Below are 12,184 nucleotides of genomic sequence, written 5' to 3'. Positions count from 1 at the left end.
CTTCCTGACGAGGCTATATCCCCTTCCGGCCAGCGGTGATGGCATCCATCACCAGACCCCGCAGGCCCGCGTTGGCGATCCCTGCGGCAATCCGATTCTCGCTGCCCGTGAAATTGCGGCAGCGCATCGCTGGAATCACGGCTGGACGCCGCCGGATCGCCCGGTCGATATTGCCGGGGCAGCCGCTCTCTCCCCTCCCCATCTCCATACCCCTCGCCGCGCAAACAGTCTCTGACCGCCCGGCACATGATCCGTTCGGACGGAAACGGCACATGGGCCGGAACTTCCGTGCTTTCCGCGCTTTTCCAGCCGTCAGGAATGTCCTCCCGCCAGGAAACGGGCTTGGAAACGCGGCCTGCCGCACGCGCCGAATCGTTGACAGGACGCTTTGGAAATGCGTGCCTCATGCCCGGAGCAATTGAGGATCGCGACGGCTTCGCGCCGTCCGCAGAACTTTGGTCGCCAAAGCCTCGCTTTGGTGCTATCGTCGTATGTCCTGCAACCTGAAATGGGCTCTGCGGCCTTGCGTGCTACGTTCACTCGCGAGGATTGGGATTCGTCGGACGTAGCTTAAGGTATTTGAAAGATGACATTCGATAGGGGTAATCGCGGCCAGGGACGCGACCGGTTTGGCGGTGGTGATGATCGTTGGGGCGGCGGCAACGATCGCTTTGGCGGCGGTGATCGCTACGGCGGTGGTGATCGTTTTGGTGGTGGTGACCGCTTCGGCGGCTCGCGCGGCGGCGGCTTCGGCGGCTCGCGTGGCGGTGGTTTTGGCGGCGGCTCGCGCGGCGGCCAGGGCATCGTCGTTGGCCAGGGCAGCGGCACGGTCAAGTTCTTCAACCCGGACAAGGGTTTCGGCTTCATCCAGCTTGAGAGCGGCGGCGACGACGCCTTCGTGCACATCAGCGCGGTGCAGGCTGCCGGCCTCGAGACGCTGGCCGAAGGCCAGCAGCTGGAATTCCAGCTGGTAGAGCGTAACGGCAAGGTTTCCGCGTCCGAGCTGGTGATCGTCGGCGAAGTGATCGTCGCCGAGCGCCGCGAGCGTTCCGCCGCTCCCGCGCAGCGCCAGCTGACCGGCGAAAAGGCCACCGGCACCGTCAAGTTCTTCAACGGCACCAAGGGCTTCGGCTTCATCGTGCGCGATGACGGCCAGCCCGATGCCTTCGTGCACATCAGCGCCGTCGAGCGTTCGGGCCTGCACGGCCTGTCGGAAGGCGATCAGCTCGAATTCGACATCGAGATCGATCGCCGCGGCAAGGCTTCGGCCGTGAATCTGGTCCAGCGCTGATGGACCTGGCCATGGCCGCCCCTGGCGGCCATGGCTCCATCTCGCGCTTTCCTCGATCGCTTCACGAGCGGCCCCGGAAAGCACGCGGTGCATGTCGAAGGCACGGGTCAAGGCCGCCTTCGACAGGCCGGCAGCGGGCAAGGGGCCGATGCCCCCGATTCGATTGCACGGCATGCGGACGGACCAGCTCCCTTTCGGAAGCGAAATCCGGCCTCATTGCCTGAACCCCAGGCCAGAGGGGGTTCGTTCCTGCCTGCAAGGCCGCCCTTCGCCGGCGCCGTCAGGCTGATGATCTGAGAACCTGGCCTTGTCATGGCGCCACCGACGTCATGACACGGCCAACAAGACGACAACGGATTGCATGAACAACGACGATCGCAGCGGCGACAATGACTCTCCTCTTCTCGACCTGGACAAGGGTTCGGTCCAGCGGTTCATCGCGCGCGCCAAACGCCAGGGCGTCATCACGGTCAAGGAGCTCAATGCCGCTCTTCCGCAGGACCAGATGAACACCGACCAGATCGAGGACATCATGGCCGCGATCTCGGAAATGGGCGTCAAGATCATCGAGAACGACGATGACGACGACGAGGATGGCGAGCAGGAAGACGGTGTCGACGCCGTCGATGGTCGCGATGACGAGTCCGGTTCGGATTCCGATTTCGAGGAAGGCAATTCCCGTCGCCGTCCCGGCGAGACCCGCAAGGCCGACACGCACGCGCGTTCCGACGACCCGGTTCGCATGTACCTGCAGGAAATGGGCTCCGCCGAGATGCTCAGCCGCGAGGGCGAGGCCGCCATCGCCAAGCGCATCGAAGCCGGCCGCGACATGATGATCATGGGGCTCTGCGAAAGCCCGATGACCTTCCACGCCATCATCGGCTGGTCCGAAGCGCTCAACAACGGCGACATGCAGCTGCGCGAGATCCTCGATCTCGACGCCATGCTCTCCAAGGAACCGCAGCCCGAGAACCTGGGCGAGGACGGTGAAGCCGACGGCGAGATTTCCGCGGCCACGGCCGGTCCCACCTTCAAGGAGGACGACGATTCCGACGAGGACAACTCGGAGGAAGTCGACGAGGACGGCAACCCGATCGCCAAGCGCCGCATCGAGGACGACGAGGAAGAGGACAACACCCTCTCGCTCGGCCAGATGGAAGCCGCGCTGACGCCGGAAGCCCTGGAGAAGTTCGCGCTCATCACCGAGCTGTTCCGCACGTTCGAACGCGTCCAGAGCGAGCGCCTCGACGCGCTGGCGCTCGGCATCGACTTCCCCGCCGCCAAGGAAGAACAGTACCAGCAGCTTCGCGAGGATCTTACCGCGCAAGTCGAATCGGTGCAGTTCCACGCGACGAAGATCGAATACCTCGTCGACAACCTCTACGCCTTCAACCGCCGCCTCACCACGCTCGGCGGCCAGATGCTGCGCCTGGCCGAGCGCCACAAGGTCAAGCGCGCCGACTTCCTGGAGGCCTACACGGGCCGGGAACTGGACGACACCTGGGTCGCCGACATGGCGAAAAAGGACAAGAAGTGGGCGGCCTTCGCGGAAAACGAGGCTGAACCGGCCGAGCGCATCCGCCTCGAGGTTTCGGACATCGCGGCATCCACCGGCATGGCCCTGTCCGAATTCCGCCGCATCGTGAACATGGTCCAGAAAGCGGAGCGCGAGGCGCGCATCGCCAAGAAGGAAATGGTCGAGGCGAACTTGCGCCTGGTGATCTCGATCGCCAAGAAGTACACCAACCGCGGCCTGCAGTTCCTGGATCTCATCCAGGAAGGCAACATCGGCCTGATGAAGGCGGTCGACAAGTTCCAGTACCGCCGCGGCTACAAGTTCTCGACTTATGCCACCTGGTGGATCCGTCAGGCGATCACGCGCTCCATCGCGGATCAGGCCCGCACGATCCGTATCCCGGTCCACATGATCGAGACGATCAACAAGCTGGTGCGCACCAGCCGCCAGTTCCTCCATGACCAGGGCCGCGAGCCGACGCCGGAGGAAATGGCCGAAAAGCTGTCGATGCCGCTCGAGAAGGTGAAGCGGGTCCTGAAGATCGCCAAGGAGCCGATCAGCCTCGAAACGCCGATCGGCGACGAGGAAGACAGCAGCCTGGGCAACTTCATCCAGGACGAGAACGCCGTCATCCCGGTGGATGCGGCGATCCAGTCCAACCTGAAGGAAATGATCACCCGCACGCTGGCCTCGCTCACCCCGCGCGAGGAGCGCGTGCTGCGCATGCGCTTCGGCATCGGCATGCCGACCGACCATACCCTCGAGGAAGTCGGCCAGCAGTTCTCGGTGACCCGCGAACGTATCCGCCAGATCGAGGCCAAGGCCCTGCGCAAGCTCAAGCATCCGAGCCGTTCGCGCATCATGCGGGCATTCCTCGACTGAGCCGTGCCCTGCAGCAAGCGGGCTCATCCCGCGCGGCAAATGGCGAGGCTATCAGCCTCGCCATTTTCGTTTGTAGCATGATGGATCGACACGGCATTGGACGCCCCTATCCAAGGGGCTCCCATGCCGGAATCGATCCCCAGGCCGTCAGAAGCGGGTGCTCATCCCGAAGTTGATCGAGCGGCCCATGCCCGGTACCGGGCGCAGCATGCCGGTGGCGCCGTAGTCGCCCAGCGACATGCCGCCGAGCGGCAGGGCATAGCCCTTGTCGAACAGGTTCTTCGCTTCCACCGTCAGCGTGATGCCCTGCGCCAGCAGCCCCAGCGTATAGCCCGCCCGCAGGTTCACCAGCGCATAGCTCTGCGTGCGCGGCTCGTTGCGGGTGGCATCGACACGGGTCTTCTCGGCCACGAACTGGATGTCCGCGCCCGCCTCGAAGGCGCCGCTGCGATGCGCGAGGCCCATCGTCAGGTTGAACGGCATCTGCCGGTAGAGCGGGCCGTTGTCCGAGCGGTTCTGCCCGTGAACCCAGGCGGCGCTGGCGGTGAAGTCGGTCTCGCCGCGCGCGGTGCGCTGCAAGGGCACGCTGGCGCTGGCGTCGATGCCGTAGAGCTCGGCCTCCTGGTTGGCGAACTGCAACTGCACAAAGCCGCTGGGCATGCCCATCATGTCGGTCAGGTCCCTGAGGCGGACCGCATCGATGTAGTCGTGAACGCGGGTATAGTAGGGCGAGATCTTGAGCATGGCGCCGCCCTTCGCGGTCAGCCGCAGGGCCGCGCTGACCGTGTCCGCCCGCTCCGGCTTGAGGTCGAGGTTGCCGACATAGCCGTTGCCATCGCCGTACCAGCCGATCATCTGGCTCGACATCGCCCCCTGCCCCCAGGCATAGCGCTCGTAGAGGTTGGGCGAGCGGGTCTTGTGGGCATAACCCAGTTCGAAGGCCAGCATGTCCGCCGCCTGCCAGCTGACCAGCGCCGTCGCGCTCCAGTTGTTGTCACGGCGATGACGGTCGGCGGCGTTGAACGTGGCCGCGGCCATTGCATCGGCCATGTTCATCATATCGGTGCCGTAAGGCTGGACCGCGCCGGTGTTCATCGTCACCCGGTCGAACCGCGCGCCGATCAGCGTAGAGAGACGGTCCGACCAGTGCGATTCCCACTCCCCGAACAGGCCCAGACGGTCACGCCTGCCGTTGTTGATATTGAGGTAGGTGTCCGGCCCCATCATCATCGACCCGGCAACCGGCGGCCACCAGTCGTCCATCCCTTCGTGATGGAAATCGCCGCCAAGGTGCAGCGTGTCCTTGCGGCCGAGCGGCAGGTTGACCTTGAGCGCGGACGTGAAGGAATGAACCTCGGTCTTCATCGGCATCGTGCCAGGCTGCTTGTCGGCCAGGAAGTCCATCGCATGGTCGGTATCGCGGTAGCCGGCGGTGAAATCGACATCGCCCCAGCCGAACACCCCGCGATAGCGGCCGTTGAGGAACCACGACGTGTTCGAGGTCATGTCCATGTACTGGTTGGGGAAGGCCTCATAGGGCGCGAAGTGATAGCCCCCCTTCACCTCGAACAGGCCGACATCGGTCTGCGCGGCGAGGGCAAGCTGGTGATCGGTCTTGGCGTATTCGGTGGAGCGCACCTTGCCCATCGCGCCGCCGCCCTTGTAGTCGTCGGACTGGGTGTAGGAGCCGGTATAGGTCGCGCTCACGCGCTTGCCCGCCACGGTCAGCGAAAGCGCGCCGCCGAAGCCATCGCCATTGCTGCGATAGAAGCTCGAGGCCTCTCCCGTCACCAATGTGCCGCCTTCCACCGCGAAGCGCGGCATCCGGCTCTCGACGCTGACGATCCCGGCGATGGTGTCGCCGCCCATGCTCACCGGCGAGACGCCGGGCACCACCGCGATGGCGCCGACCGTCTGGGGATCGGTGTAGGACAGCGGCGGGTTCATGTCGTTGGGACAGGCAACGTCGATCGGCAGCCCGTCGACAACGATCAGCACCCGCTGCTCGCTGAGCCCGCGCAGGATCGGCATCGAGGACAGGCCGCCCCCGCTCGCCGCGCTCACCCCGGGAAGCTGCGCAAGGATGGCGCCGGTATCGCTGCTCGACACCGCCTCGCGGCGAAGGCGCTCCACCGAGACCCTGGAGGCGTTGAGCGGCGCCGCGGCGATATTGCGCACGGCCGACGTGAAGTCCGCGTGGAGGGCGGGAAGCGCGGCGGCCTCGGCGGCGGGCGGCTCGTCGGAACCGGTTTCCTGGGCGGCAAGAGGGGCAGGCGCAAGAGCGAGCGCCGCGGCGATCGCGAAAATGGACGTCTTCATGGAAAAACCCTGTTGTTCGCGGGGCCAGCGCTCCGCGCCGACCCTGCGTGACCTGAACTGTCGAAATACCGGGCCGCCGTGCGCTGCGCAGGCGGCCACGGGATCGGCTCAGGCCGGAGGGCCTCTCAGCGGTGGGCGCAAATGGGGCCGTGGGGCAAGCGCAACCGCGCGGACCGGCGCGAAGCCCAGCGCCACGATGAAGGCGATCGCCAGCGCCAGCAGCACCGGATCGGCGCCGCCCAGCGAGACCATCGACAGCGCGCCGAACGGACATTCGCCCTTGGCAGGCTTGCCGGGCACGTGATCGCCGCCGGTCTTGAGCGGCACCAGCATCTGCAGGGTGCCGTCACCGCCGGAGGCATCGTGACAGATCTCGATGGTGATCGCGCGGAGCCCCTGCCCCGGCATGAAGCCGGTCGGCAGAAGGGCCTTGAGGCAGAGCGCGATAGCCGCAAATACAAGCGCTTGCTTGTGATACTGCCGGAAAAAGACGCGCCAGGTCCCCATGGCCCCTGCCCCTAGCCCAGCCTTCGCATGTTGTCACGCAAACTGGTACGTCAGCTGCAGGCCGACTGCCCGCCGGTACCGGTGACGCCCGCGGTGAGGTTGCGGCTGTCGCGGATCAGGAAGGCCGCTTCCTGATAGAACACCGGGTTCTGGACAAACATCGTCCCGAACAGCGGCTGGTAGGCGTAATAGACCTCGACATACATGACCGCCGAATTGGTCGTCGCGGTGATCACGTGCCCGGTCTTGCCCATGCCGGTGAGCGTGGTGCCTGCCGCCCCATAGGCCGAACTGCGCGCCAGGCTGCCCCGGCATCGCTGCCAGTGGATGTATTGCTGGTTGCTGGAGTTGATCTCCAGGCTGGAGAGAATGATCCGCCCGTTGCCGGTGAAATTGAACGAACTGCCCTGCATGACCGCGCCCGACATGACCGAGTTGATCTGCGTCTCGGTCACTGTCGGGGTTACCGCGGTATTGTCGGTCTGGCCAAGGCGCGAGGCGTTGTCCGCCACCGAAGTCGCGATCTGGGAAACCTCCATCTTCACCATCGCCATGTAGGCAAGCTCGGTGCCGTAGAGGCCCAGCGTCAGCATGATCGGCAGCATCAGCGCGAATTCCATCAGCGACACGCCGCTGCAATCGCGCCGGAGCCTGCGCATGACGCGGCGCAGGCGAGGAACAAGCATCCGCTTCATCGGCAACTCCCCGCCGCCGAGCCATAGCTGCTCTGCAGCGCGTATGGCTGGTTCTTCCGCACCGCGATCGCCGTCAGCGTGCGGCTGTTGTCGCGGTTGGTCAGGCCGGGGATCGGGAACAGCGGCTTGTAGGTCGCCTTGACGGTGTAGACGACAACGTCGTTGGCGCCGCCATTGCCCGACTTGCCGATATCGGCATCCCACTGGCCGTTCTTGTTCTCGTCGGTGTAGGTTTCCCCGTTGTCGCAGGTGCCGTTCGAATTGGCGTCGTTCCACGCCTCGGGCCGTGCGATGTCGGAGAAGTCGTAATAGCTGCTGCGCGTGACGGCGATCGTCACGCCCGGCGCGACATTGCCGACGATGCTGGCGATCGCCTGGTCCTGCGCTGCGGTATCGACCGCCTCCAGCGTGCCGTTACGCGCCGATTCCTCGACCGCGCCGTGCAGCACCGCGCTGACATAGGCCATGTGGCCGATATCGAAGATGCCCATCAGCAGCACGATCAGCACCGGCCCCGCCACCGCGAATTCCAGCGCGGTGACACCGGCCTGATCACGGCGTAGACGGGTGCGCAGAGCGCGAAGGCGGCGCCCGGTCACTGGGTCAGCCTCAGTTCGCCGACCTGCTTGGCGATTTCCTGGAAGGCCGTGCTCAGTTCAGTCGCATTGGCGGCCGTATAGGAACTGTTGGCCGAGGCGCAGGTCGTCAGGTCGCTCGACAAGGTGGACGTGAAGGCGATCACCCAGAGACGGATGCCCTTCGCCTTGATCGCCTCGCAGACGGCCAGGAAGCGCTTGGTATGGTTTGCCGTCTCGGTCGACGAGCTGCCGTCGCTGGCGACCTTGCGGTCCCAGTATTCCATGCCCCAGGCCTGCTGGTAATAATTGACCGTCTGCATCTCGCCGTCGGTCATGAAGATCAGATGGCGCGATACCTCGCCGCCGTTCGCGGCTTCAGTGTTGACGTTGTCCTGGAAGATGCCTTCGGGCGAAATCATCCGGCCGCCCCAGATCATGCCGATGTCGAGGTAGGTATTCCCGTTGGCGACCAGCGAATTGGCGTAAGTATTGAAGGCGGATTGCGACATCTCGGTCAGCAACTGCCCTTGCGCCGGGCAGGGAGAAGTCGCCAGTTTGCCGTTGGTGGTACTGGCATAAGTCATGTTGTTGCTGCCGCACGTGCCACTGGAACAGCGCATGTAAGCGGCCTCGGGCCAGAGCGGTCCCCAGCGCGTGGCATCGTTGCTGGGAATCGTGTCGAGATCGATGTCGTAGGCACTGGAGGGCGAGATGCCGGTCACCGAATTGTAGCTGATGCTGCTGGTGGCAACCGTGGAACGCTCCAGGATGCAGCCATCCCAGGTAGAGGAGACCGCGGTCCCGTTGGTGCCGGTGTAAAGCGTTGCTGAATCGCCCGTCTTGAAAACGTCGGTGGCCAGCGTCCAGGGCTGATAGACCGTCTGGTAATATTCCGAGTTGGCGGTCGGCGTTCCGGTAACGGTCTTGGCGCCGGTCCACGTCTCGTTGGTAGTCTCGGTGCGGGTGCTGTCCTGATAGTAGATCTTGTACTTCGAACCCGACTGCGCGCAACTGTAGGTACGCTGCGTCTGCCCCTGAGAGATCTTGCGTGTCACCGTGAGGTTGGGGCTGGTGCCGCTCACCGTCAGCGTGACCGATTCCGAACCGGAGTCACCCCAGGTCGTGGAAGTCGGCAGGTTGTTCTGGCAAGTCGAAGAATTGTTGTAACTCGTATTGGAATACTGCGTCAGGCTTCCGGTCGACGTCGAGCCGTACGTCGTCGAACTGCTGCTCTTCGTCGCGCTCGAATAGTCGATGTAGATCGCCGTCTTCGTCTGGTAGGTCCAGGTATCGGCAATGTAGCTCGGGTCCACGGCCGTCACCAGCTTGCCGACGTTGACGGTGGTGCTGTAGGGCACGAAACCATAACGGATACGCGCGTTGGTGGCCGCCGTCGCATCGGCCAGCGTCGTGTAAAAGTCCTTCATCGCCTGTTGCAGCGCGGCCAGGCGGGTCTGGCTGCCGGACAGAATCTGGCCCATCGACCCGGTGGTGTCGAGCACCATCATCACATCGGCATTGCCCACGCCCATCGACGAGGCGCAGCTCACCGAAACGGTGAAGGTGTTGAACCCGAACAGGCGCATGACCAGCGTGTTGAGCGTGGTCGTCGCCGTGCCGGTAACGGTCTTGCCGCCGTCGGTCGATGCCGCAACGAAGCTGGTGCCGGTCACTTCCTGCGAGGTGCTGTCGAAATTGGTGGCGAAGTAGTTGTTCGCGGCGGTCTGCGAGGCGGTGTCGAAACCGGCTGTCGTCACCGTGCGGCGACCAGCGAGCACGGCGGCGTCGCAGGCAGCCTGGAGCTGGTTGCGCACCTTGTAGTCCCGGCTGAGATCGATGCCCGAACCGACGACAGCGGCGGCCACCATCATGCCGACAGCGGCCAGCGGCAGGATATTGCCCGCCGTGTCGCGCAGCAGATGCAGGAACCGATAACTCAAGAGGCGCATCGCTAGCCCAGTCATGAAGGAATACCCCCCGGTAATCAGGGAGTTTCCCTAGACAGGAATGCTTAAGGAAACCCTTCGTGGTGCTACGGCGCGCATCCTCGACAAAACGTAGCCAATCGATGGAAACGCCAAATTAACCTTGCGAGGCGGCCTGCAGAAAGCGCCCCTTTGCCTTGAAAACAAACGATACATCACCGCAACCGCCCATCCCTTGCGGATGGCGTCGGCAACCGGGATCGCCTTGACGGTTGAGGCATGAGGGGCGCACCGCTAATCCGAAAGAATGAGCCAGCCCGTTACGCCCGCCATCCTTTTTGTCTGCCTCGGCAATATCTGCCGTTCGCCGCTGGCCGAGGCGGCCCTGCGCTGCGAAGCGGCCCGCGCCGGGTTCGATGTCCTGGTCGATTCCGCCGGAACCGGCTCCTGGCATATCGGCAATGCCCCCGATCCGCGCGCCCGCGCCGAGGCGCTGCGGCACGGCATCGACATCTCGTCCTACCAGGCCCGGCAGGTCGGGGCCGACGACTTCGACCGGTTCGACCTGATCGTGGCGATGGATAACAGCAACCTCGGCAATTTGCGCCGGCTCGCCCCCTCGCGCCCCGGCGGAACGCGGGCGAGCCTCTCGCTGATGCTGGACCATGTGCCGGGCATGGCGGGCCGCGATGTCGAGGATCCCTACTTCGGCGGTCCGGAAGGCTTCGTTACCACCTGGGAGCAAGTGACGGCAGGTGCCAGAGGCCTGATCGCGGCACTACAGAAGGCGTGACCAGTAGCGCAGCGTCTTCGCGGTTTCCAACGCGTCGCGGTGGTCCTTCCACGAAAGGGCGCAGGTGAGCCCATCCAGCGGCGCGTAGCCGCGCTTGCTCCAGAACGCATCGAGCGGGCGGTAGGCCGCGGGCCGGTCGGGATGAGCGGCCTCGCGGACCACCGATGCAAAAACGGCGATCCGTGCCCCAGCCTTGCGCGCCTGCGCCTCGCGCTGGTCGAAGAAGGCGTGGCCCACCCCCTGCCCGCGCCATTCGCCCAGCAGCACCGATTCGCCGAAATAGAACGCCTCGGACACGTCGATTCCATGCATCTCGACAGGCCCGCGCAAGGCCTGCTCCTGCGCCGCGAGCGGCGACGCGGTTGCCGCGCCGACGATGCGACCGCCCTCGCAGGCCGCCACCAGCACACCGCCGGGCGCCTTCACGAAGGCGGCAAGATAATCACGCTCGTAGGCCGGATCGCCGTCGTAGAGATAGGGCCACTCGGCAAAGACCGTCATGCGCAGGCGCGCAAGATCGTCCACGGCCGAGAGAATCTCGGCTCCGGTCAGCGTGCGTATGGTCAATGTCATGGCAATATCCGTCTGGGGCCCGTCCAGGGTCCGTCCACGTTACGGTCACGTCCCGGCCGCGAACCGTCTGCAAACACGGGATAGAAGCGGCGCACCACGCTCGCAATAGTGGCGCACTTCCTCCGCCACCAGCCTCACACACCCTGCATCGCCGACCGGATGACGCAAGCCGGTTTGCTTTTGCCCCCCATTGAATTATATGCGCGCTCGAACGCCCCGGCCGAGCTGTCGCCTAGCGACGCCCCCGCGCCGGGGCTTGCTCTTTTTATCCATTCAAGGACGAACACGCATGTCCCGTCGCCGCCAGATCTACGAGGGCAAGGCCAAGATCCTCTACGAGGGCCCCGAACCCGGCACCCTGATCCAGTACTTCAAGGACGATGCCACTGCGTTCAACGCGCAGAAGAAGGGCACGATCCAGGGCAAGGGCGTGATCAACAACCGCATTAGCGAGTACGTGTTCACGCGCCTCAACCACATCGGCGTGCCCAACCACTTCATCCGCCGCCTCAACATGCGCGAGCAGCTGGTCCGCCAGGTCGAGATCATCCCGATCGAGGTCGTGGTGCGCAACGTGGCGGCCGGCTCGATCTCCAAGCGCCTCGGCATCCCCGAGGGCGAGATGCTGCCGCACACGCTGATCGAATACTACTTCAAGGACGACGCGCTGGGCGATCCGCTGGTCGCCGAAGAGCACATCGCCTGCTTTGGCTGGGCCACCAACGAGGAGATGCAGGACATCTCGTCGATGGCGATCCGCGTGAACGACTTCATGTGCGGCATGTTCGCGGCGATCGACATCCGCCTCGTCGACTTCAAGCTCGAATTCGGCCGCATCTGGGACGGCGACTACAGCCGCGTGATCCTGGCCGACGAAATCAGCCCCGACGGCTGCCGCCTGTGGGACATGCACACCGGCGAGAAGCTGGACAAGGACCGCTTCCGCCGCGATCTGGGCGGTGAGGAAGAGGCCTACCAGGAAGTCGCCCGCCGCCTCGGCCTGCTGCAGGACGACAATGGCCCGAGCGAAGTGCTCGACCTGTCGAAGCACCGCAAGCTGCGCGGCAAGTAAGGCATCGCCTGAACGCATGCAAAGGCCCGGCCA

The 12,184-nt window shown here is 64.7% G+C and carries 10 protein-coding genes; 4 read left to right on the top strand and 6 right to left on the bottom strand.

Going from position 1 to position 12,184, the window contains the following annotated elements:
• Positions 1–586 precede the first annotated feature (586 nt).
• Positions 587–1,291, top strand: a complete 705-nt coding sequence (locus CA833_RS27250) for a cold-shock protein (RefSeq protein ID WP_207078303.1) — start codon at positions 587–589, stop codon at positions 1,289–1,291.
• Between the two features lie 361 nt (positions 1,292–1,652).
• Positions 1,653–3,689: an RNA polymerase sigma factor RpoD gene (gene rpoD / locus CA833_RS13430; RefSeq protein WP_142634567.1), complete on the top strand. Its 2,037-nt coding sequence runs from the start codon at positions 1,653–1,655 to the stop codon at positions 3,687–3,689.
• Between the two features lie 147 nt (positions 3,690–3,836).
• On the opposite strand, the gene CA833_RS13425 is transcribed toward rpoD, so the two are convergent.
• The 5 genes from CA833_RS13425 to CA833_RS13405 all read right to left on the bottom strand — a co-directional run bounded on the left by CA833_RS13425 (position 3,837) and on the right by CA833_RS13405 (position 9,752).
• On the bottom strand, positions 3,837–6,008 hold the full coding sequence (locus CA833_RS13425; protein WP_207078302.1) for a TonB-dependent receptor: 2,172 nt from the start codon (positions 6,006–6,008) through the stop codon (positions 3,837–3,839).
• A gap of 108 nt (positions 6,009–6,116) precedes the next feature.
• A complete protein-coding gene (locus tag CA833_RS13420) occupies positions 6,117–6,515 on the bottom strand; it encodes a hypothetical protein (protein WP_207078301.1) in 399 nt (132 codons plus the stop codon).
• A 50-nt stretch (positions 6,516–6,565) separates the two neighbouring features.
• Positions 6,566–7,210 carry a TadE/TadG family type IV pilus assembly protein gene (locus CA833_RS13415; RefSeq protein WP_242526101.1) on the bottom strand — a complete coding sequence of 215 codons (645 nt, stop codon included), beginning with the start codon at positions 7,208–7,210 and terminating at the stop codon, positions 6,566–6,568.
• Positions 7,207–7,809: a TadE/TadG family type IV pilus assembly protein gene (locus CA833_RS13410; protein WP_242526100.1), complete on the bottom strand. Its 603-nt coding sequence runs from the start codon at positions 7,807–7,809 to the stop codon at positions 7,207–7,209. The genes CA833_RS13415 and CA833_RS13410 overlap by 4 nt, the downstream gene beginning before the upstream one ends.
• Positions 7,806–9,752, bottom strand: coding sequence for a pilus assembly protein TadG-related protein (locus CA833_RS13405; protein ID WP_242526099.1), 1,947 nt, complete (start codon positions 9,750–9,752; stop codon positions 7,806–7,808). Before CA833_RS13405 ends, CA833_RS13410 begins: the two co-directional genes overlap by 4 nt.
• 268 nt (positions 9,753–10,020) lie before the next feature.
• Here CA833_RS13405 and CA833_RS13400 point away from each other — a divergent pair, with 268 nt between their 5' ends.
• Positions 10,021–10,506 carry a low molecular weight protein-tyrosine-phosphatase gene (locus tag CA833_RS13400; protein ID WP_142634573.1) on the top strand — a complete coding sequence of 162 codons (486 nt, stop codon included), beginning with the start codon at positions 10,021–10,023 and terminating at the stop codon, positions 10,504–10,506.
• Here the strand turns inward: CA833_RS13400 and CA833_RS13395 are convergent.
• Complete coding sequence (locus CA833_RS13395; RefSeq protein WP_207078300.1) at positions 10,492–11,079, bottom strand: GNAT family N-acetyltransferase; 588 nt, start codon at positions 11,077–11,079, stop codon at positions 10,492–10,494. The genes CA833_RS13400 and CA833_RS13395 overlap by 15 nt on opposite strands.
• 289 nt (positions 11,080–11,368) lie before the next feature.
• Here CA833_RS13395 and purC point away from each other — a divergent pair, with 289 nt between their 5' ends.
• The gene (gene purC, locus CA833_RS13390) at positions 11,369–12,151 is read left to right on the top strand and encodes a phosphoribosylaminoimidazolesuccinocarboxamide synthase (RefSeq protein ID WP_142634577.1); all 783 of its coding nucleotides are present in this window, start codon (positions 11,369–11,371) and stop codon (positions 12,149–12,151) included.
• The last annotated feature ends 33 nt before the right edge of the window (positions 12,152–12,184 follow it).

Source organism: Novosphingobium sp. KA1 (assembly GCF_017309955.1).
Lineage (GTDB): Bacteria > Pseudomonadota > Alphaproteobacteria > Sphingomonadales > Sphingomonadaceae > Novosphingobium.
Note: the sequence above shows the minus strand (reverse complement) of the source record. Positions and strands in the feature narration are given on the sequence as shown.

Excerpts from the sequence above, each read along its gene's own strand:
- CA833_RS13395 (WP_207078300.1), bottom strand. The coding sequence starts at position 11,079 with ATGACATTGACCATACGCACGCTGACCGGAGCCGAGATTCTCTCGGCC.
- purC (WP_142634577.1), top strand. The coding sequence starts at position 11,369 with ATGTCCCGTCGCCGCCAGATCTACGAGGGCAAGGCCAAGATCCTCTAC.
- rpoD (WP_142634567.1), top strand. The coding sequence starts at position 1,653 with ATGAACAACGACGATCGCAGCGGCGACAATGACTCTCCTCTTCTCGAC.
- CA833_RS13415 (WP_242526101.1), bottom strand. The coding sequence starts at position 7,210 with ATGAAGCGGATGCTTGTTCCTCGCCTGCGCCGCGTCATGCGCAGGCTC.
- CA833_RS13405 (WP_242526099.1), bottom strand. The coding sequence starts at position 9,752 with ATGACTGGGCTAGCGATGCGCCTCTTGAGTTATCGGTTCCTGCATCTG.
- CA833_RS13425 (WP_207078302.1), bottom strand. The coding sequence starts at position 6,008 with ATGAAGACGTCCATTTTCGCGATCGCCGCGGCGCTCGCTCTTGCGCCT.
- CA833_RS27250 (WP_207078303.1), top strand. The coding sequence starts at position 587 with ATGACATTCGATAGGGGTAATCGCGGCCAGGGACGCGACCGGTTTGGC.
- CA833_RS13420 (WP_207078301.1), bottom strand. The coding sequence starts at position 6,515 with ATGGGGACCTGGCGCGTCTTTTTCCGGCAGTATCACAAGCAAGCGCTT.
- CA833_RS13400 (WP_142634573.1), top strand. The coding sequence starts at position 10,021 with ATGAGCCAGCCCGTTACGCCCGCCATCCTTTTTGTCTGCCTCGGCAAT.